Annotated in this window: 23 protein-coding genes and 1 pseudogene; 9 read left to right on the top strand and 15 right to left on the bottom strand. The window is 62.9% G+C overall.

The features are described 5' to 3' along the window. Positions 1–109: 109 nt before the first annotated feature. The 4 genes from BDB13_RS10650 to BDB13_RS10635 all read right to left on the bottom strand — a co-directional run bounded on the left by BDB13_RS10650 (position 110) and on the right by BDB13_RS10635 (position 3,187). Positions 110–1,234, bottom strand: coding sequence for a glutamate--cysteine ligase (locus BDB13_RS10650; RefSeq protein ID WP_094271615.1), 1,125 nt, complete (start codon positions 1,232–1,234; stop codon positions 110–112). An 88-nt stretch (positions 1,235–1,322) separates the two neighbouring features. After that, on the bottom strand, positions 1,323–2,027 hold the full coding sequence (gene sodC, locus BDB13_RS10645; RefSeq protein ID WP_094271614.1) for a superoxide dismutase[Cu-Zn]: 705 nt from the start codon (positions 2,025–2,027) through the stop codon (positions 1,323–1,325). Between the two features lie 143 nt (positions 2,028–2,170). Next, a complete protein-coding gene (locus tag BDB13_RS10640) occupies positions 2,171–2,749 on the bottom strand; it encodes a LytR C-terminal domain-containing protein (protein ID WP_094271613.1) in 579 nt (192 codons plus the stop codon). Between the two features lie 90 nt (positions 2,750–2,839). Continuing rightward, a complete protein-coding gene (locus BDB13_RS10635; protein ID WP_094271612.1) occupies positions 2,840–3,187 on the bottom strand; it encodes a DUF3263 domain-containing protein in 348 nt (115 codons plus the stop codon). Positions 3,188–3,402: 215 nt separating this feature from the next. Here BDB13_RS10635 and BDB13_RS10630 point away from each other — a divergent pair, with 215 nt between their 5' ends. From BDB13_RS10630 to BDB13_RS10620, 3 genes are read left to right on the top strand one after another with little or no spacing between them, the layout of a single operon-like run. Beyond that, positions 3,403–4,005: a peptide deformylase gene (locus tag BDB13_RS10630; RefSeq protein ID WP_094271611.1), complete on the top strand. Its 603-nt coding sequence runs from the start codon at positions 3,403–3,405 to the stop codon at positions 4,003–4,005. Positions 4,006–4,008: 3 nt separating this feature from the next. Then, positions 4,009–4,878, top strand: coding sequence for a GNAT family N-acetyltransferase (locus tag BDB13_RS10625; protein ID WP_254922783.1), 870 nt, complete (start codon positions 4,009–4,011; stop codon positions 4,876–4,878). Positions 4,879–4,894: 16 nt separating this feature from the next. After that, positions 4,895–5,698 (top strand): exodeoxyribonuclease III, encoded by an 804-nt coding sequence (locus BDB13_RS10620; RefSeq protein WP_094271610.1) that lies wholly within the window; start codon positions 4,895–4,897, stop codon positions 5,696–5,698. Between the two features lie 5 nt (positions 5,699–5,703). On the opposite strand, the gene BDB13_RS10615 is transcribed toward BDB13_RS10620, so the two are convergent. Continuing rightward, the gene (locus BDB13_RS10615; protein ID WP_094274828.1) at positions 5,704–6,057 is read right to left on the bottom strand and encodes a GNAT family N-acetyltransferase; all 354 of its coding nucleotides are present in this window, start codon (positions 6,055–6,057) and stop codon (positions 5,704–5,706) included. Positions 6,058–6,215: 158 nt separating this feature from the next. Here BDB13_RS10615 and thiD point away from each other — a divergent pair, with 158 nt between their 5' ends. Continuing rightward, positions 6,216–7,058, top strand: coding sequence for a bifunctional hydroxymethylpyrimidine kinase/phosphomethylpyrimidine kinase (gene thiD, locus BDB13_RS10610; RefSeq protein ID WP_094271609.1), 843 nt, complete (start codon positions 6,216–6,218; stop codon positions 7,056–7,058). Here the strand turns inward: thiD and BDB13_RS10605 are convergent. The 4 genes from BDB13_RS10605 to BDB13_RS10590 form a co-directional block, all read right to left on the bottom strand. Next, entirely contained in the window at positions 7,055–7,831 is a 777-nt protein-coding gene (locus BDB13_RS10605; protein ID WP_094274827.1) for an adenylate/guanylate cyclase domain-containing protein, read from the bottom strand. The two genes, thiD and BDB13_RS10605, sit on opposite strands and share 4 nt — an antisense overlap. A gap of 142 nt (positions 7,832–7,973) precedes the next feature. Continuing rightward, positions 7,974–9,377 carry a M28 family metallopeptidase gene (locus tag BDB13_RS10600; protein ID WP_094271608.1) on the bottom strand — a complete coding sequence of 468 codons (1,404 nt, stop codon included), beginning with the start codon at positions 9,375–9,377 and terminating at the stop codon, positions 7,974–7,976. 71 nt (positions 9,378–9,448) lie between these two features. Beyond that, positions 9,449–10,624, bottom strand: a complete 1,176-nt coding sequence (locus BDB13_RS10595) for an MFS transporter (RefSeq protein ID WP_254922782.1) — start codon at positions 10,622–10,624, stop codon at positions 9,449–9,451. Further along, on the bottom strand, positions 10,621–11,196 hold the full coding sequence (locus BDB13_RS10590; protein ID WP_254922781.1) for a Chromate resistance protein ChrB: 576 nt from the start codon (positions 11,194–11,196) through the stop codon (positions 10,621–10,623). Before BDB13_RS10590 ends, BDB13_RS10595 begins: the two co-directional genes overlap by 4 nt. Positions 11,197–11,362: 166 nt before the next feature. Here BDB13_RS10590 and BDB13_RS10585 point away from each other — a divergent pair, with 166 nt between their 5' ends. From BDB13_RS10585 to BDB13_RS10575, 3 genes are read left to right on the top strand one after another with little or no spacing between them, the layout of a single operon-like run. Next, the gene (locus BDB13_RS10585; RefSeq protein ID WP_094271606.1) at positions 11,363–11,692 is read left to right on the top strand and encodes an ArsR/SmtB family transcription factor; all 330 of its coding nucleotides are present in this window, start codon (positions 11,363–11,365) and stop codon (positions 11,690–11,692) included. A gap of 25 nt (positions 11,693–11,717) precedes the next feature. Beyond that, complete coding sequence (locus tag BDB13_RS10580; protein ID WP_094274825.1) at positions 11,718–12,110, top strand: DUF3703 domain-containing protein; 393 nt, start codon at positions 11,718–11,720, stop codon at positions 12,108–12,110. Then, entirely contained in the window at positions 12,103–14,274 is a 2,172-nt protein-coding gene (locus BDB13_RS10575; RefSeq protein ID WP_094271605.1) for a heavy metal translocating P-type ATPase, read from the top strand. Before BDB13_RS10580 ends, BDB13_RS10575 begins: the two co-directional genes overlap by 8 nt. Before the next feature lie 171 nt (positions 14,275–14,445). On the opposite strand, the gene BDB13_RS10570 is transcribed toward BDB13_RS10575, so the two are convergent. The 5 genes from BDB13_RS10570 to thiO all read right to left on the bottom strand — a co-directional run bounded on the left by BDB13_RS10570 (position 14,446) and on the right by thiO (position 18,310). Beyond that, positions 14,446–15,216, bottom strand: a complete 771-nt coding sequence (locus BDB13_RS10570; protein ID WP_094271604.1) for an ABC transporter permease — start codon at positions 15,214–15,216, stop codon at positions 14,446–14,448. Next, positions 15,216–16,166, bottom strand: a complete 951-nt coding sequence (locus BDB13_RS10565) for an ABC transporter ATP-binding protein (protein WP_094271603.1) — start codon at positions 16,164–16,166, stop codon at positions 15,216–15,218. The genes BDB13_RS10570 and BDB13_RS10565 overlap by 1 nt, the downstream gene beginning before the upstream one ends. 107 nt (positions 16,167–16,273) lie before the next feature. Then, a complete protein-coding gene (locus tag BDB13_RS10560; RefSeq protein ID WP_094271602.1) occupies positions 16,274–17,026 on the bottom strand; it encodes a thiazole synthase in 753 nt (250 codons plus the stop codon). Next, positions 17,019–17,234, bottom strand: coding sequence for a sulfur carrier protein ThiS (gene thiS, locus BDB13_RS10555; RefSeq protein ID WP_094271601.1), 216 nt, complete (start codon positions 17,232–17,234; stop codon positions 17,019–17,021). The genes BDB13_RS10560 and thiS overlap by 8 nt, the downstream gene beginning before the upstream one ends. Beyond that, positions 17,231–18,310 carry a glycine oxidase ThiO gene (thiO, locus tag BDB13_RS10550; protein WP_094271600.1) on the bottom strand — a complete coding sequence of 360 codons (1,080 nt, stop codon included), beginning with the start codon at positions 18,308–18,310 and terminating at the stop codon, positions 17,231–17,233. The genes thiS and thiO overlap by 4 nt, the downstream gene beginning before the upstream one ends. A gap of 171 nt (positions 18,311–18,481) precedes the next feature. Between thiO and thiE the strand changes: the two genes are divergently transcribed. Further along, complete coding sequence (gene thiE / locus BDB13_RS10545) at positions 18,482–19,174, top strand: thiamine phosphate synthase (RefSeq protein WP_094271599.1); 693 nt, start codon at positions 18,482–18,484, stop codon at positions 19,172–19,174. Positions 19,175–19,369: 195 nt separating this feature from the next. Next, positions 19,370–19,498, top strand: a complete 129-nt coding sequence (locus BDB13_RS32910; protein WP_254922780.1) for a hypothetical protein — start codon at positions 19,370–19,372, stop codon at positions 19,496–19,498. Between the two features lie 254 nt (positions 19,499–19,752). On the opposite strand, the pseudogene BDB13_RS10540 reads toward BDB13_RS32910, so the two are convergent. Continuing rightward, positions 19,753–20,208, bottom strand: a pseudogene (locus tag BDB13_RS10540) (NUDIX hydrolase); the annotation flags it as partial. Positions 20,209–20,221 lie beyond the last annotated feature (13 nt).

The following is a 20,221-nucleotide window of genomic DNA, read 5'->3' as shown; positions in this document are numbered from 1 at the left end:
GAAGCCCCCACCTGGGACCCGCGCTCTGTCAACACCGACCAATAGTAAACGGCGAGTGAACCGAACCTGGACAGATGGTCGGATTGCCCGACTCGGTCCTACAAGAAAATCAGGTACCGAGCTCTGCGACCAACGCATCGACGACGGCAACCAGATCGCCGCCCGTGGCCTCCGCAACGCGGCGTTGACGCTGGTACGACGCCCCACGGCGAGGAATGTCCGCGACCGACGCCAACTCGTCGGCGCACCCCAGAGCCACAGCCACCGGCGTGAGATCCTCGAGCAGCCGTTCCAGATCGTCGGTGACCAAGCACTCGTTTGCATCGGAGTCGAGGATGATCTCGGCGTCGAGACCGTACCGGGCCGCCCGCCACTTGTTTTCCTTCACATGCCACGGCTGCATGTTCGGCAACGTCTCACCCGCACTGAGACGACGATCGAGATCCACGATCAGGCAATGCACCAATGCCACCAACGCACCCAGTTCCGCACGCGTCGAAACCCCGTCGAACACACGGACTTCGATGGTTCCCCACTTGGGTGCCGGACGAATATCCCAGTGCATCCCACCGATCTTGGTGATCACACCCGTCTTCATCTGGTCATCGATGAACGACTCGTACTCACTCCAGGTTTCGAACTGGTACGGCAACCCGGCCGTCGGCAACTGCTGGAACATCAAGGCCCGATTGGACGCATAGCCGGTATCGACGCCCGCCCACATCGGCGACGACGCCGACAGTGCCAACAAATGCGGATACCGCTGCAACAAGGCATTGATGATGGGGAAAACACGATCCGCCGAGGACACGCCGACATGGACGTGGACACCCCAGATCAACATCTGACGGCCCCACCACTGTGTGCGCTCGATCAGTTCGTCGTAATCGGGGGTGCGGGTGACCAACTGCGTCGACCACTGAGCGAAGGGATGCGTTCCGGCACAGATCAGCTCGACGCCCAACGGATGGGCGGCCCGGCGAAGTAGGTGCAGCGAGCTGTCGAGATCGCTCATCGCCTCTCCGACAGTGTCGTGAATACCCGTCACCAACTCGACAGTGTTGCGCAGTAGCTCCTTGGTGATATGCGGCGTCTCGGAGCCTGCAAGCTCCTCGACAGCCGAGAACACCTCAGCTGCTGTATTGGAGAGATCTCTGGTCACACGATCGACCAGAGCGATCTCCCACTCCACGCCCAGTGTCGGACGCGGCGAACCCGGAAATGGAACTACCACGCAGAGAATCCAATCACAGTGTCCGTGAGAACACAGTGCTGGCTACTGCGTGGTAGTGGCCGAAGTGATGCAGAACTCAGAAGTGGCGTCAGCTCTTGCTGATGACACCGCAGGCAACGCGTCCACCGGCGTCACCGGTGTCGAGGGTCTGCTGATCCGGCGCCGCCGCGTAACGCGTCGGGATGTTGCCGAAATTGTCCGGGCCTGCGTGGATCATGACGGACGTACCGCCATTGGCCACCAGCTCATCGACAGTGAACGCATCGGTGGTCGTGACGAGGGTGGCGGTGCCGTCCTCGAGAACCTGCACCGACGTCAAGTCGCCGCTGGCCGGATGGCCGGTGTGGCCGGCTGCCTGGAAGTGTCCGCCGGCCGAGAGGAAGTTACCCGGCTCGCCGCCACTGGGAGCAACCGAATTGGTCTCGCACTTGGCGATCTGGTGAACGTGGAAGCCGTGGAAGCCCGGGGTCAGACCCTTGGCATCCAGCGAAACCTTGACGTCGCTACCGTCCTGAGTGAACGTGACCGTGCCGACCTTGGCACCGTCGGTTCCGCTCAGGCTGGCGGTGACCGTTTCGACGGAAGTACCGGCGTGGGCGGTCGACGTCGGAGTACCGTGACCGGCGCTCTCGTGCGCACCGGGATCAGCGGCACCCGTCCACACAGGAGGAGTCGTGCCGGGGACGCTGCTGGGCTCTTCGTTGTTGCTGCAGGCAGTCAAGCCGAAAGCGGCGAGTGCGACTACGGGGGCAACGACGCGCCAAGACATACGCCGGGTGCTGCTGGGGGCCATCGAACCGCTCCTTTGAGGTGGCGAGGAAGTGCATCTGACTATAACGGCGTGAGTAGTACACGAATCCGATGGGTCGCGCAGCGACACCTGTGTCGCCTGGTCGCGCAGCGACATTTGTGTCACCGGCGGCGCCTTCCGACGAGTCAGTTTGTCGTCACGATGACGATCACGCCGGGGGAAGCATTGGCGATACCCGCGAATCGAGGCTCAGCCGTGACACCGAGCTCAGCGGCGATCTGCTGCGCAGCTGCCTTCTCCGTTGCGGAAGTCCCGTAGAACACCGTGGTAGTGCTCACCGTGCCTTCGCTGTAGTTACCCGTCTCCTGGACGTTCCAACCAGCGGCAGTCAGCTCTTCGGCAGTCCCGGCGGCCAGACCGGACACGGTGCTGTTGTTGAGTACCCGAACATTCACCGTCGACGGATCGATGCTTGTCGACGCGCTTGCCGACGTACTTGTCGCGGTAGCGGACGGGCGTGTCGTGGTGGTTTTCTCGGAGTCCGTGCCGGTTGCTGCGGCCGGAGCCGTGGTCACGGGGGCAGCTGCGGTTGTCTTCACTGCGGCAGTGGACGTCGCGGTCTGCTCGGTCGCGGTGGTCTCGTCGGAATCGGATCCGCCGAGTGAAGCAGCACCGAGCCCGACGAACACGATCGCCAGAGCGATCAGCACCATGGCAATAGCGCGTAGTGGTGGTCCGGACGGCTGCTCTTTCGGGGTACTCACGATGTCGACCTTATCGCCAGTGGGCGACAGCGCGGCTCACCGACAAGTTTTACGGCCAGGTTTTGCCACCCGCGAAGAGGCATAAAGTCTTCAGGTGACGTCGAAACCGAGTCGACGAGCCGCCCGGGCCTTCTGACGGCTGGCCCTGAGCCTGCGCAGGCGCTTGACCAGCATCGGATCGGCCGCCAATGATTCGGGGCGATCAACGAGCGCATTCAGGACCTGGTAATACCGAGTTGCCGACATGTCGAACAACTCCTTGATGGCCTCTTCCTTTGCGCCGGCGTACTTCCACCATTGGCGCTCGAAGGAGAGGATGTCGTGTTCCCGGCGGGTCAGACCGTCGTCGCCGATCTCGTGAATTCCCGCTGCATTGTCCGCACTGTCGACTCCAGCGCCTTCGGACTGGTCCTGACTATGCGCAATTGCGCTGTCCATGTCACTCCTCGACTTCTGTCCTCGCATGGTGTTCACCCGCTTGGCATTCAAACCCAACGTCGAGACGACGAGTCCCCCCGACATCCACTTTTCCCCGGGGCCGCACGGGCCCGTCGAGCAACGAATCACACCGTTGTTCTTCACCGACCATTGAACCACGACCTACAGGACGGGCCGCGAAAACCGCGAAGGCGCGCCGCACTATCCTTGTACCCATGGCTATCCTCCCCATCCGAATCGTCGGCGACCCTGTACTGCACGAGCCGACTAAACCTGTCACTCAATCTCCGGCGGAAATCGCCGAACTGATTGCGGACATGTACGAAACGATGGACGTCGCTAACGGTGTCGGTCTGGCAGCGAATCAGGTCGGTGTTTCGCTTCGCATCTTCGTCTACGACTGCCCCGGTGATGATCGTACCGACACCCGCCGACAAGGCGTTGTTGTCAACCCGGTGCTCGAAACGTCGGAAATTCCGCAGACGATGCCGGATCCGGAAGACGATTTCGAAGGCTGCCTTTCCGTCCCGGGTGAGCAGTTCCCGACGGGCCGCGCCGACTGGGCCAAGGTCACCGGAACTGACGCCGACGGCAATCCTGTCGAAATCGAAGGCACCGGGTTCTTTGCCCGCATGCTTCAGCACGAGGTCGGCCACCTCGACGGCTTCCTCTATACCGATGTCCTGATCGGCCGAAATGCGCGCGCCGCCAAGAAGGCCATCAAGCAGTCCGGCTGGGGCAAGCCCGGTCAGACCTGGACCCCGGGCTCAGTCGACGACCCGTTCGGTCACGACGATGACGACGAGTACGAAGACTAGAGATTGACCATCTCGATCGGTAGCCGGGTGGTGCTGCGATACAAGCTCCCACCCGGCTATTCGCATCCGATGACGGATGTGATCGGCGTCCTCGAATCCACGGAACCGATCACGGTGCGCCGCAGCGACGGGCGCGTCGTCACTGTTTCACCCGATCAGGTGATTGCGCTCAAAGTGCTTGCTGCGCGGCCCATTCGAATTGGCGACATCCGCAACCTCGAAGTCGCGGCAGCCGCCGGTTCGCGGGGCGTCGAGCAGGCCCGGATCGACGGTTGGTTGCTGCGGGTGGGGCACTCCCCCGGTTCCACGGACTCGGCGATTCCTCTCGGCGAGCCCGGTAGCACCGCGTCGAGAACCGCCGAGACACTCGCCGGTATCTGCACCTGGTTCGCTGATCGGGGACGTCCGACAACGCTGCTGCTACCCGACCGCCTCGGAACTGCTCCCCCCACTTGGCTTTCCGGCGGCGAAGGCATCATGTTCGCCGCGGACCTCGACACACTCGTACCGTCGCCGAGTTCTCCGACAACCACCCTCGACGTGACATCCGATCCGGTAGCTGCCGTCGCCCACGGGATTGTCGGGAGCGTCGACACGTTGGTTCTGGCAACCGGGCGAGCGTCGGTCACCGATGCGCCGGACAACCGTCGCTGGGTCGGACTGACTGACATCGACGTAACCGGCGAGCACCGCCGCCACGGAATCGGAGCTCTGATCTGCACGGATCTGATCGCGTGGGGACGCACGCTGGGCGCGACCCACGCCTATGTCGCTGTTCCGGAGAACAACGTCGCCGGCCTTGCGACGGCCCAGGCCCTCGGCTTCGTCGAACATCATCGCTACCGGTATGCCAGCGCGTCTGTCGGTAGCTGACGCTAGGCTTGCCCGCGTGCGCATAGCTACCTGGAACGTCAACTCAGTCCGTGCCCGTACCGACCGGATCATCGATTGGCTCGAACGATCCGACGTCGATGTCCTGGCAATGCAGGAAACCAAGTGCAAGGACGCACAGTTTCCGTTCGAGCGTTTCCAGGAAATCGGTTACGAGGTCGCCCACGTCGGACTCAGTCAGTGGAACGGCGTGGCCATCGCGTCACGCGTCGGCCTCGAAGACGTGCAGATCGGCTTCGAGGATCAGCCGGGCTTCACCAAGGATCCCGAGGCGGAGCAGGTACGCGAGGCTCGCGCTATCGGCGCGACGTGCGGCGGAGTTCGGGTGTGGAGCCTGTACGTCCCCAACGGACGTGAACTCGACGATCCGCACTACGAGTACAAGTTGAATTGGCTCGCGAAACTTCGTGACGACGCCGAAGGCTGGCTGAAGGAGAACCCGGACCAGCAGATCGCTCTCGTCGGCGACTGGAACGTCGCGCCCACCGACGAGGACATCTGGGATCCCGCCGTCTTCGAAGGCAAGACGCACACCTCGCCGGCCGAGCGCGCGGCGTTCGACGCATTCATCACGTCCGGTTTTGCCGACGTCGTCCGACCCCACACACCGGGTCCCGGCGTGTACACGTACTGGGACTACACGCAGCTCCGCTTCCCCAAGAAGCAGGGAATGCGTATCGATTTCATTCTCGGTTCGCCGGCCTTCGCGGCGCGAGTCGAATCGGCTGAGATTGATCGAGAAGAGCGAAAAGGCAAGGGTGCCAGCGATCACGCTCCCGTGATCGTCACCCTCGGAGCTTAAGCAGCTCAGTCCTCGGCGAGCAGGTCCAAATATTCGGGATGCTCGCCGAGGTACCGCTGCACGTAGGTGCAGACGGGACGTACAGACCATTCACGCTCACGGGCGCAGTCCATCGCGAACTGAACCAGCACCCCGGCCATGCCCTGGCCGCCGTATTCTTCCTTGACGACGGTGTGCATGTACGCAACCACGTCACCGGCGGCAGCGCCGCAACCCATGATCTCGTCTTCGTCGCGGTAGCCGAGGATGCCGACGAGTTCGTCGCCCACGAGCAGTTCGAACCGTTCGTGTGAATCGTTGTCGACCAGCGTGAAGTCGGACGCCTGCTCGGTGCTGTTGTTCTGCACGGTGTCGTTCATGGCGGGAACCTCCACTGCTGTACAAACGGTACTCAAACTGTGATCCATGCCACTCATAGAAACAGTTACCGACGACGCTGTCCTGGCTTCACCCAATTTTTGCACCGACAGTGACACGACCGCAATCGGAGCGAGACCTGATCGGTAGGCTCAGCACTGTGAAACTGCTGCCTCTGACACCCTCCGGCCAGACTCCGATTCGTGCCCTCACCATTGCCGGAACCGATTCCGGTGGAGGCGCAGGAATTCAAGCCGACTCCCGGACCATGGCAATGTGCGGAGTTCACGCCTGCGTCGCCGTCGCGGCCGTCACCGTGCAGAATTCGGTGGGCGTGAGCGGATTCCACGAGATCCCCCCGCAAATCGTCGCCGACCAGGTACGGACCGTTGTCTCCGACATCGGTATCGGTGCCGCCAAAACCGGCATGCTCGCGTCCACGGCAATCATCGAAGCCGTCGCCGCCGTCGCCGCCGAGGTCGGAATCGGGCGAGATCGGGCCATTCCCCTGGTTGTCGATCCGGTCTGCGCCTCGATGCACGGCGATCCGCTCCTCCACGAGGAAGCGCTGGACGCCGTCCGAAACATCCTCATTCCGGCAGCAACGGTCGTGACACCGAACCTCGACGAAATTCGCTTGATCACGGGCATCGAAGTGATCGACGACGCGACAGCCCGCCGGGCTGCCGAAGCCCTCCATGCTTTGGGCGCCCAGTGGTCAATCGTCAAGGGCGGACATCTGCGTACTTCCGAAGCCAGTACCGACTTGCTGTTCGACGGAGATACCTTCCTCGAATTCAGCAGCGCACGCATCAAGACCGGCAACGATCACGGCGGCGGCGACACCCTCGCTGCAGCCATCACTTGCGCACTGGCACACGGTTATTCGGTTCCCGATGCCGTTGCCTTCGGCAAGGAATGGGTCACCAAATGCCTCGAGGCTTCCTACGATCTCGGCGCCGGACACGGTCCCGTGTCACCGCTGTGGAGATTGCAGGTCTAGTCGCGCCACACTCGCCAGATCCCCAGATCCTGGGGAACACCGTTGGGCGTCGTCGCAAAGAATCCGCGGCGCCACGGCCGGATCGCCAGGTCCAGTTCGTCGAGAGTTCCCGGTTCGAGTTCTTCCAGGGTGGCGGCGGACATCATGACGTTGCCGTCGCCTCCCAGACCCATCATCCGGGCGGCGATGGTCACGTCCACGCCCAGCCAGTCGTCACCCATCTGCCGCGGCGTGCCGGTGTGCAGGCCGACACGCATCCGCGGACGGTAACCGTCGAGGTTGACCTCGGCAAGCGCGTCCTGCGCTGCGAACACGGCAGCCAGAGCCGCATCGGGCCTGGTGAACACTGCCATCAGCCCGTCGCCCATTCGTTTGACGACCTGACCGTAATTCTCGACGATCGGGGTTTCGACGGCCTTCGCAACGGCCCGCAGAAGGACGAGGGTCGCTTCGTCACCCGCCTCGAGCGACCAGGTGGAAAAGCCGACGAGGTCGGTGAAGACGATGGTCAATTCCTGATCACCACGTCCACGGCCCATCTTTTCGAGGGCGGCCTGCCAGACTTGCAGGGCGCCCAAGCTCACTTCCCTGGTCGCGGCCGGTTTGTGATCGAGAAATCGGTCTGCGACGCGGGCGACCGCGCGTGCACCGCCGGGGCCGGACAACGAGAGCGGATCACCGAAGCCCGGATCGCCCGGGAGCGCCCGCCGAAGCCGTCGTAATGCCTCGATGATCTGCTGATGTCCGTTCAGATCCGACGCCGTCGCCAGCATCGTTCCGATCACCGAACTGACGCCGGCAGAAGCGGTATTCACCACTTCGCCTGGGGCCTCACTCGGGTTCCGGTCACTCATTACTCGAGAGTAACCCAGAGTTACAGGCAGCGCGTTGCAGCAGAATGAACATCACTCGACGCTAGTTCAGACTGTTCTGCGCATATGTCGCTGTTCCGAACGCGACTGCTGCGGAATTCACGGCGAGGGCGTCTCGATCGATATTGCCGAGCGTATCGAGGGTGGTGTGATAGTTCGGGTCGAACATCGCCTCGGCCACCCCTCCCCATTGCTGTGCTTGCGCAACGGTTTTCCGCTCCTCGGCGCCACTGAAGATGCCGCCGGCCGGTATTCCGGCGTCGATGAAGGCCCCGTAGTCGGACCGGCCGTCGAAATCGGTTCCCTCGGCGGCAATTCCTCGGCTGGAAAAGAATTCGGCGAAGGTGCGTTCGATACCGGCGGAGCCTTCGGGACCGGGACCTTCGCCCACGTTGTCGGAGTTGTCACCGTCGTAAACCAGGTATCCGGGGTTGGGTGAGCCGATCATGTCGAAGTTCAGGTACAGCGCGATGGCTGCGCGTTCCTGATCACTGAGCCCTTCGACGTAGTCGGTCGATCCGATGAGCCCGAGTTCCTCGGCGCCCCAGAACGTGAACCGCACCGCGTTGGCAATATTCGGCGAACTACCCAGTTGCAGAGCAGTTTCCAAGACAGCGGCACTGCCACTGCCGTTGTCGTTGATTCCGGGCCCTTCCGGAACGCTGTCGAGGTGCGCTCCCACCACCACGACGTTATCGGCGGAACCGGTGGACGTTTGCGCAACGATGTTGCGCGAGGTGACCGTCGACATGAACGTATCGAGAGTCAGATTCACGGCGCCGGCGCTCGCAGCCAGCGCGTCGCCGGCAGACTTGCTGATGCCGGCTGTCGGGATGCGAACCGTTTTCGGATCCCCCAGGGTGCCGCCGCCGAGCATGCCGTCCTCGTTGTTGACGATCAGCAGGGCCGCCGCACCGCGATCCGCGGCCACATTCTGCTTCTCTCCGAATTGGCAGACGCCACGAGAAACAAGCACGATAGCACCGGCGACATCGAGTCCGTCATAGTCGGAGGGTTCACAACCCGGGGTCTCGTCGGCCGGAATGCTCACTACCCGCGAGGCAACGCCGGTGGGCCCGGTCGAGGCGGAATACGTCAGCGCTCGGACATCGATACTGCCCCCACCAGGAAGGGTCAGTGATCCCAACCCCGGGTCGAAGGAGGTGTATTCGAACTCCGGGGTCTCAACCTCGAAGCCCTTGCCTTCGAGCAGGTTGACCACATAATCGACACTGGCGTCGTAGCCGGATGTGCCGGCGGCCCGGTTTCCGTTGTTGGCGTCGGCGATCTTCTCGAGTTGTTCGAGATGGCCCGTCACGGCGTCGATAGTGACGGTGTTCGAGAACGCCGCTGGGTCGATCAGTGGAGTCTGCGCGCCGCCGGACGAGCATCCGCTGAGCATCAAGATCCCGGTCAGACCGATGGTCAACGCGGCGCGGTGTCTCATACTCGGAGGATAGCCGGGAGGAAGCGACCGGAAACAAGTTTCGATTCACTGATGGTATTCGGTCTCCGCCGTCATTCGCGGAGGGTGCGTTGGCGCGCGGAATCGGCACCGATCAACAGCGTTATCACTGCCAGGACACCGAAGCCGGCTGTCAGTGTCGCGACAGCTGCCACGCCCGCCACGATCAGCGGTCCACCCGCGTCGCCGAGTTCGCGGCCCAGTTCGGCTGCGCCCATCGTCTGACCCATGCGCTCCTCGGGCGTTGATGCAGCCAGTGCGGCGAAACCGAGCGGGGTGATGATGCCGGTGCCGACGCCGACAGCAACGGCGGCGACGAGAATCCCGACCAGTCCCGGAATCATGGCAAGCGCCAAACCTGCAGCGGTGATAACCAATCCCCATGCCACGCCTCGCTCGACGGTTATCTTCCCGGCATCAAGCGCTCGCCCTACTCGCGGTTGTGCAAATGCCGCACACAGCGCCAGTACCGATACGGCCGCGCCAGTTGCTATCGGTCCAAGTCCGGCATCAACTCCGGCGACAGGGAGAAACCCGACACCGACCGACAATGCGGCGGTCGAGGCAGCAAGAGCTGCGGTGGGGCCGAGGAACTGACGATCACTCAGGCGCCGAGCCAGATCGACGACGGTTTGCCGCGCCCGAGGTAGCGGCGGAAGTGCAGGTACGACGACCTTGGCCCAGATCGCGACAACCAGCGCGAGAACGGCCATGACTGTAAACAGGAGTGGGAGACCGCCGATCCACACGATCACACCGCCCAGCAACGGGCCGAGCGTATAGCCGAGACTCTTGTAAAACCCATAGGTTCCGAATGCACTGCCATGCTTGCCTTTTCGGGTCAGCCGGGCGACCGAAGAACTAGCTGCCGGCGAGAATGCCGATGCTGCCGCACCTTGGCCGAGCCGCGCCAACCACAACCAATCCGTATCGGCGACAACAACAAACAGAAACGATGCTGCGGCAAATGCGACGAGCCCACCGAGCAGAACCGGCTTGGCTCCGATCCGGTCTGCCAGCGTGCCGAACACAGGTTTGAGCAGGACTTCGGCGCCGTCGTACAGGGCCAGCAGTAGACCGAGGTAGAGCAGCGAATTCGCCAGATCGTCGAGATCGAAAACGAGGTTTGCCGCAACGGCATGAGCTCCGAAAGCAGTCGTAAATCCGGCCGCATACAGCGGCCACATCTGCCATTGCGCGCCTTCACCTTGCGCCTTGTCCTCACTCATGGCCGATCACCGTAGTCATTGCCTTCGGGTGAGTGCAGTGCGTTGATCACTCGTTCCGAGTAGTCCTCGAACCGTTCGGCGCAGTGCTGGAGTGCCGCGGTTGCGCTTTCGGCGTTGCTCGCGCCGAATACGTCGCGTGCCTTCAAGTCTCGATGCCAGCGGCGAAGCCTGTCCAGGCTCTGCTCTTCTTCCTCGAGTTCGGCAAGGGTGAACTTCTCGATCCGGATTTCTTTGTCGAGCTCGGCCTCGTATTTCGCGCAGTCCGACAGGAATTCGGTCCAGTCCTCCTCGCGGGCCGCGGTGAACATTGCGGCGAATCGCACGTTGTCCTCCTCGCTCGCACCGGTGGCGGTAAGGAAGACGATCTCCCCATTTGCACGTTCGACGAGCTCTTTCGCACGGTCGACTCCGGCGTTGAAGGCTGGAACGTTCGGCACTGCCCATGTCCCCTGACCGATCGACAGTGCGCCCACTTTGCGCAGTTCTCGCCATACGGCCACGCGGTGACGCGAGGGCTCGGCGGCAATCTTGATCAGGACTATTCGCCAGCTCACAGATGACTCGGATTTCACAGCTCAGAATGTATCACTGGTTACATCAGGAAATGTGCCACAGTCGTCGCACCACCACAAGCCCGCGCGACTACTCCGAGAATGCACCAATCCGTCGCCCATCTCAGTCTCGACATTTATGTATTCACCCTTTTCTGTATCCAGAAATATCTGTACTATTACCAGCATGGAAACTCTGATGCATCGCGACGCACTGTCGAGGTTCGGCTACGCACTTTCGGACTCGACGAGGACACAGGTACTGCTGAGCTTGCGGAAGGCTCCGGGCTATCCGTCCGACCTCGCCGACCAGATCGGCGTCTCGCGACAGATCCTGTCGAATCACCTCGCCTGCCTGCGCGGGTGCGGGCTGGTCGTCGCCATTCCGGAAGGACGCCGTACCCGTTACGAACTCGCCGATCCCCGGATCGGGGACGCCCTCGGCCAACTGATGGACCTCGTACTCGCCGTCGACCCCACCCTGTGCCCGAAATCGGATGACGAAGGCTGCTGCTGACCGCAGCGCGAAAGCGAGAACCCCCATGTCGACACCGACCACCGCAGTTCGCGCACTGTACGAGCGTGAAATGTCCTCCGCGCACACCGCTTCCGACGACGCGATCCGCTGGAGTCACCTCGAACGCGCCCATATCCTCTCGCAACCACACCCCTGGCTGCACACCCGTAACCACCTCTCGATGCTCACCCTGGCGCTGCGGCAACACGATCGCCGCGAGGCTCTCGGACAGGTCCTGCGCATCGTGGTCGCCGCCCCCGGATCCCTGACCGGGCGGTATCCGGTCGGTAACACCGGACGCACTGCTGTCGGGCTGATGACACCGATGCCGATCCCGGAGGACCTGCAGAAAGTGCTGGCCCGCAGCCGCACCGAAGACATCGACTCTGCAGCCGAACCGGAGAGCACCCATGGCTGACGCGTGCTGCGGCCCAGACCTCGCCCCTCCCGCGCCCGATGCCCACGAGAGTGAGCAACGACTCTGGCATGTCCGCGACCTGCAAGTAGCCGCCGCAGCAGCGCTTTTACTGGCGATCTCCTGGCTGATCGGACTCACCGACGCCAATACCGCCGGCACAGCGGTAGCCCTGGTCGCCGCTGTGGTCGCGGCGTCGACCTTCGTGCCGAACACCGCGAGGAACCTACGACACGGCCGCATCGGCGTCGGAACGTTGATGACGATCGCCGCCATCGGCGCGATCGCACTCGGACAGATCACCGAAGCTGCGATGCTCGGGATCTTGTTCTCGATCGCCGAAGGCCTCGAACACTATGCCGTGACCAAAACCCGCCACGGCCTGCGAGCACTCCTCGCACTGGTGCCCCCGACCGTCTCCGTCCTACGCGGCGGCCGCGAAGTCACGATCACACCGGACGAATTGGCCGTCGGCGACCGGATGCTCGTGCGCCCCGGTGAACGCGCCGCCACCGACGGCACCATCGCCGCCGGCACCACGAGCCTGGACCTGTCCTCGATCACCGGCGAATCAGTCCCGGTCGAAGCCGGACCGGGCGATCAACTCCATGCGGGCGCGATCAACGGCGGCGGAGCCATCGAAGTCGACGTCACCGCGCGCGCCTCCGACAGCTCACTCGCTCGGATCGTGCACATCGTCGAAGAAGCCCAGGACCGCAAGGGATCCGGCCAACGGCTCGCCGACCGCATCGCCCGCCCCCTGGTACCGGCGATCATGGTCCTCGCCGCACTGGTCGCCGGAATCGGCGCACTCCTCGGCGATCCGATGCTGTGGATCGAACGCGCCCTGGTAGTGCTCGTCGCCGCATCGCCCTGCGCACTCGCGATCTCCGTGCCACTGTCGGTGGTGGCGGCAATCGGTGCCGCAAGCCGAAACGGCGCCCTCGTCAAAGGTGGAGCTGCACTCGAAGAACTCGGCCGCATCACGGTGGCCGCCCTCGACAAGACCGGCACTCTCACCGCCGGAGCACCCGAAGTCATCGCCGTCGTCACCACACCCGGAACCACCCGCGAACAAGCACTTTCGGCCGCAGCAGCACTCGAAGCGCGCAGTGAACACCCCCTCGCCCGAGCGATCCTCGCCGCCGCCGCGACCGTCGAACCGGCCGACGACGTCACTGCCGTCGCCGGCCACGGACTACATGGCACCCACCGCGGCGTAGCACTGCGGCTGGGCAAACCGGGCTGGGTCGAACCCGGCGCCCTCGCAGCCGATGTCGACCGCCTACAGCGAGAGGGCGCCACCGTCGTCCTCGTCGAAGCCGGCGGTGCGGTGATCGCGGCGATCGCCGTGCGTGACCAACTGCGACCCGAGGCGCCGGAAGCGATCCGCCAGCTCACCGCGCTCGGCATCGAAACAGCCATGCTCACCGGTGACAATCACCGCACCGCACAGGCATTGGCAGAGCAAGCCGGGATCAGCACCGTCCACGCCGAACTGCTCCCCGAGGACAAAGCTCGCCTCCTCCCGGAGATCGCGCGAGGGCGCCACATCGCCATGGTCGGCGACGGTGTCAACGACGCCCCCGCCCTGGCCACCGCGAATGTCGGAATAGCCATGGGCGCGATGGGTACCGACGTCGCCATCGAAACCGCCGACATCGCACTTATGGGTGAAGATCTGCGGCACCTGCCGCAGGTCCTCGCTCACGCGCGCCATGCCCGGGCTGTGATGCTCCAAAACATCGGGCTCTCCTTGGCCATCATCGGCATCCTCATCCCACTGGCCGCCACGGGTGTCCTGGGCCTGGCCACGGTCGTGTTCGTCCACGAATTCGCCGAAGTCCTGGTCATCGCCAACGCGATTCGCGCCGCCCGGACCACACCACTGCCCGGTCAACCCGAGATTCCGCGCACAACAGGCCCGTTGAACGTGAGTATCGCGCCGCCCCGTCACGACCTCGGTGACGCTTGCTGCGCACCCGCACCACTACCCGTATCTACGCCGGATCGACCGTCAGTGACGTTGCTAACCCTCGGTTCGTCATCGACTCATGACGACTGCTGTGCACCCGAAAGTCGTGACAAGGCAACTACACCGGAGAGTTGCGACTGCTGCCCGCCAACCATCAACAAAGGCGTAAGCAAGAAGGATGCTCAATTCTGATGTCTCACGAAGCTATTTTGTGGAGACAAACTGACAAGACGCTCAGCGGGCGTATCCCAACTGAGCACCTTCGGCTGATCAATGATGATGATCATGGCCGAATGCACAACGGCCGTTGCAACTCCCTGACGTTCGGGGTGTTGCAACGACCGTTGGAACCTGAGAGAAATGTCAGGCGTCGCGCTTGTTCACCAAGACAACGCTGACTCCGAAGACCACCAGAGTGAAAGCCGCGAAGTAGAGCAGGCTTCCCCACGGTCCCCAGTGGAAGTCGATACTCGACGATCCGGAACTCATGAAGTGGTTCGCATTCACGAACGGCAGGAACGGGGTGATCTTTTCGCCGAAACTGCCGAACAGACCGAACAGGCTCTCGATGAGCAGCGGCCACAGCAGCAGCAGTGCGATGGCGCCCGCCGACTGGCGAATGATCGCACCGACAGCCACAGACAGAATCACGCTGAAGAACGAGATGATTGCGAGACCGTAAATGGCACGCCAGTCGTCACCGCTCGACAGGGTCAGTCCGACGCTGGCATCCGGGCCCGCGAAGACCTTGGCCATTGCGTAAGCGCCGAACGACAGGACGAAGGTCAGGAGAGCACCGAAGACACCGATCAAACCGGCTTTGGCAATGAGAACGGAAGCCCGGTTCGGAACCGCTTGGAATGTGGTGCGAATGGTCCCGAAACGATACTCACTGGTGATCGCGAGAGCGGCCATGATCATCAGAACCATCATGCCGAAACCCGAGATACCGGCGGTTGCGAGAGATACGTCGAGGTCGGGGTGACTCTGCATATCCGACGAGTTCAGGGCCGACTTCGCGACCGTACCCATGATGGCCGCGAATCCGAGTCCGAGGATGATGATGATGATCGTGCACCACAGCGGCGATTTGGTCGTGGTGATCTTGATTCGTTCAGCACTGAGAACAGCCATTACAGTGCACCTCCCATAACCTTCTGAGCGCCGTCGGCAACGGTCGCATGATATTGGACATCGTCACCGGTCAACTTCATGAACGCTTCCTCCAACGATCCGCGCTGAGCAGCCAACTCGTGCAGCACAATTCCCTGTGCACCGGCCAAGCTGCCCACGATTTCGGTGGTGGAATCGACAACGACCAACGCCGGAACAACGCTCGAACCGTCTTCGCGCACAGTCAAACCCTGCGATGTCAGCACGCTGCGCAACGCGTCGAGCTGAGGACTACGCACGCGCACAGTCGACTCGGACGAGCGATCCACGAACTCTGCGACAGTAGAATCCGAGATCAACCGGCCACGGCCGATGACAACCAATTGTTCTGCGGTCAAAGCCATTTCCGACAGCAGGTGGCTCGACACCAGAACCGTACGTCCCTCGGCAGCCAAACTCTGCATGAACTTACGAATCCAGACGATGCCCTCCGGATCGAGACCATTGACCGGCTCGTCGAACAACAGCACCTTCGGGTCACCCAACAACGCACCGGCCAGGCCGAGTCGCTGAGACATACCGAGCGAGAATCCGCCGGCCTTCTTTCCCGCTACCTCGGACAGTCCCACCAGGGCGAGAACCTCGTCGACGCGGGACTTCGGGATCCCGTTCGATGCGGCCATCCACTGCAGGTGCGCACGGGCACTGCGATTGGGATGAACCCACTTCGCGTCGAGCAAAGCTCCGACGGTACGCAGCGGCGCCTTCAGATCGCGGTACTTCTTTCCGTCGATCAGAGCCTGCCCCGACGTCGGCTGATCCAATCCCAGGATCATCCGCATCGTGGTGGACTTGCCGGCGCCGTTGGGTCCGAGGAACCCCGTGACGATGCCGGGACGGACGGTGAACGTCAGATCGTCCACCGCTTTTGTCGGACCGTAAACCTTGGTCAATCCCCTCAGTTCAATCATGGGGTGAACTATGCCCGATCCGATGCCGCCCGCGCATCGTCCACAGGTCTAGTCCGCAGTGGTACCCAGGTACGACACCGACCCTGGGGACCACCCTGACAAAACCCTCAGGAAGATGCCTGCGCCCAGAACCGTTTCGGGATACGCCCAGCGTGACGGGCCTCGAACCCGGCAACAACCGCGTGCCGCATCGCCGACGCCATCAGCGCGGGATTCTTGGCGCGGGTGACGGCGGTTGCCAGCAATACGGCGTCGCAACCCAGTTCCATCGCGAGTGTGGCGTCGCTGGCCGTTCCGATTCCGGCGTCGAGAATGACGGGTACGCCGGCACCTTCGACGATCATCTCGATGTTGTGGGGATTCGCGATACCGAGCCCGGTGCCGATGGGTGAGCCTAGTGGCATCACGGCCGCGCACCCGATGTCTTCGAGCCGACGAGCCAACACTGGATCATCCGTGGTGTACGGCAGGACGATAAATCCGTCGTCCACCAATTGTTCTGCGGCAGAGACCAGTTCGATCGCATCGGGGAGCAGCGTTCGCTCGTCGGCGATGACTTCGAGCTTCACCCAGTTAGTCTCGAGCGCTTCACGCGCCAACTGCGCCGTCAGCACTGCTTCTGCCGCTCCGCGACATCCGGCAGTATTGGGTAGCGGTTCGATACCGAGCCGGCGCAAAAGATCCAGCACACCGGTACCGCCGGCGGCGTCGACGCGTCGCATCGCCACGGTCGTCAGTTCGGTGCCGGACGCAACCAAGGCTTCTTCGAGAACCGCGAGGTTGGCCGCGCCACCCGTGCCGGTGATGAGCCGCGAACCGAAGGTTCGGCCGGCAATTGTGAGAAGTTCCTGCTCAGCCACCCTGCACCGCCGTGAGGATCTCGATTTCCCAACCACGCTCGACGGATTCGTCCCAGCGTCCGCGCGGGAACAGTGCACCGTCGACGGCGACGGCAATTCCCTTACTCGGTAACCCTCGATGCGCCAGAAGTTCAGTCACCGTGACGGCTCGATCGAACTCGAGATCTTCGCCGTTGACGGTGATCCCGATCGGGATCTGCTCACTCATGAAATTTCCTTACCGGTTCCGAACCGTTGCGGTTCGGTTCCTTTTACCTCGACCAAAGATGTGCCGTTCAGCAATGCGAGTGTTGCGTCTGCCGTGACCGGCGTCAGGAGTATTCCGTTGCGGCCGTGTCCGGTGGAGACAACGACGCGCTCGGATACGCGTCCGATCAACGGCAGGTTGTCCGGCGTCATAGGACGCAGGCCTGCAGCGCATTCGTACAGTTCGTATTCGCCGATCGCCGGCATCAGCGCCTCGGCGTCGTTGATCAGATCGCGCACGCCCGCCATCGTGACCTGCGTGTCGTCACCGGATTCGTATTGTGTTGCGCCGACCACGATTCCGTCGCCGCGGGGCACCAGGTACGCGGGCCGCCCGTGGACACTTCCGCGGATGGTCCGGCTGGGCGCCGGCGTCACTCCGGGCCTGCCGCGTAGACGCAGAATTTCGCCTTTGACCGGCCGAACCGGCAGTCCGGGCCAGAGCTTGGGCGAGGCGATCCCCGCCGTCAGAACGATCTGATCCGTGTCGAGTTCGGCGAGGTCGTGCACTGTCCGCTCGATGAGTTCGACGCCGGATGCGATACAGGCCGCCTGCAATGCCGTCAGCAACGCTCGGTTGTCGACGGCGGATTCACCGACAGCCATGAGCCCCGATCTGATTCCCCGGCCGAGCATCGGTTCGAGGTCGCGGACCTCGCTGCGACTCAAGACCTGGAGTTCATGCCCTTGTGCGCTGACCCATTCGGCGATGGTGTTCAAGTCCTGGGCGTCGGCGCTGTCCAATGCAACAGTGAGTGAAGTGTCGCCCGTGAACACCGACGGTCCGAACGTCTCGAGCCTCGCTGCGAACTCCGGCCACCGCGCCAGCGAAGCCGCCCCGATGGTCAGCGCGGTCTCTTCTCCAGGCCACCCTTCGGACAGCGGTGCCAGCATTCCACCAGCTACCCAGGAGGCGCCGGTTCCGACTGCTGGGTCGTACAGCTGCACTGCCCATCCGTCGCGCGCTGCTTGCCAGGCAATGGATAGTCCGATGACTCCGCCGCCGACCACCGCGACCGAGCGTGTCTGAGTACTCATGTAACTCCACCTCCGCTTCCTGCGCCGGCATGATCCGGGTCAGGTCTGACGGTCGGGATCTTCCGCGATCCCCTCTCAACCCCACGAACTTCGCCCTTCGCATCAAATGCGACAGCGCAGTTTCGGGACTCCCGTGTCGAACCTTGCTCCCTAGAGGCTACCGTTTGCTCCGTGCACCCCACACATCCCAGTAACGTCACCGACCGGCGCGAACGCCTGGCAGCAGCACGGCTGTACCTGTGCACCGATGCGCGCCGCGACAAAGGCGACCTCGCACAGTTCGCGGAGGCCGCATTGTCGGGTGGCGTCGACATCATCCAACTTCGAGACAAAGGTTCCGCGGGTGAGCGCGAATTCGGTCCGCTCGAAGCCAAAGACGAGCTGGTAGCGCTGGGGATTCTTGCCGCTGCCGCGAAGCGTCACGGCGCACTCCTGGCCGTCAACGACCGTGCTGACCTGGCTTTGGCCTCCGGCGCCGACGTCTTGCACCTCGGCCAGAACGATATCCCCGTTCCCTATGCGCGCACGGTGGTCGGCGACGACGTGATCATCGGCCGCTCCACCAGCTCGCGCGCGCAAGCCAGCTTGGCCGCGATCGAAGAGGGCGTCGACTACTTCTGCACGGGCCCGGTGTGGGCGACACCGACCAAGCCGAATCGCAGCGCGGCCGGGTTGGATCTTGTTCGATCCACTGCCGACGCGAACCCGTCACGTCCGTGGTTCGCGATCGGCGGTATCGACGAAGAGCGAGTCTCCGAGGTTCTGGCTGCGGGGGCGAGAAAGATCGTCGTTGTTCGGGCAATCACGGAAGCCGCTGATCCGCAGGCTGCTGCGCGTCGGCTCTCCGACATGATGTCGGGCTAGTTACCTTTCAGCTCTCAAACCGTTACCATCTGTTCACCTTGTGGACAAACACAAGGAAACAACCGTAAATTTGTCCGATTCACGGTCCAAATAGTCCAAATATGTGATTTTTGCCACAGAATTGTTATTCGGGTTACGGTCGGATAACATCCTGATGTAGCTTATTCCTAGCTAACCATCTACCAAGGAGTTTCCATGGGATCCGAATCCTTCACCGGCTCACTCGGCTCGATCGACCCCACCGACATCAAGACCCTCAATGACCTCTTCAAGCTCGGCGTCACCGCGATTTCCTTCTTCACGGCGGCCAGCGCGCTCAGCTGAGCATCATTTTGGCTTCCCAGCCAAAGCTTTCACAGGAAAGGGTCGGACTCCACGAGTCCGACCCTTCTTGTCTGTGTCGGGCAATTGCACCCTCGCCTGTGTCAGGCAAATGCACCTCGCCTGTGTCAGGCAAAGTCCACCCGGGAGAACTCCTAAGCCGGTGACACCTTCTGCTCACCGGTGCCCCAGCCGAACCCACCACCAGGCAACACGACGGTGCAACCAGCACCTTCACCCGCGTCCGGTGAAACGGCCGTAGTGCGCAGCGCCGGCCAGGCCGACTGAAAGCCCGGATGCAGCGGCAACAAATCGACGTCTTCCTCTCGCACCCACCGCAATTCGGTGCTCTCACCATTCGCAACCGTGTCCAGCGGACGTTCGACGTCGGCGACCACCGTCGTGTACGTCCACCCGCTCTCGGCGCGCATGGTCACGACCTCACCGCGCACCCGGACCGCAGCCTCGTCGATTCCGGCTTCTTCATGGGCCTCACGAACAGCGGCATGGGTAGTGCTCTCGTGTGAATCGCGTGCGCCACCGGGCAACGCCCAGGTTCCGCCCTGATGACTCCACGCCGCACGGTGCTGAAGCAGCACCATCGGCATTCCGTCCGCATCAGGGGCACGCAACAACAATCCGGCGGCGCCGTGACGCCCCCAATGCCGAGTACCGTCCGCTCCGATCGACCAACCGTCACCGTCACCGTGCATCGACTGCCCTCGC

It is taken from the genome of Rhodococcus sp. OK302, from assembly GCF_002245895.1.
GTDB lineage: Bacteria > Actinomycetota > Actinomycetes > Mycobacteriales > Mycobacteriaceae > Rhodococcus_F.
The sequence above is the reverse complement of the archived record's forward strand: the minus strand, read 5'-3'. Positions and strand labels throughout refer to the sequence as shown.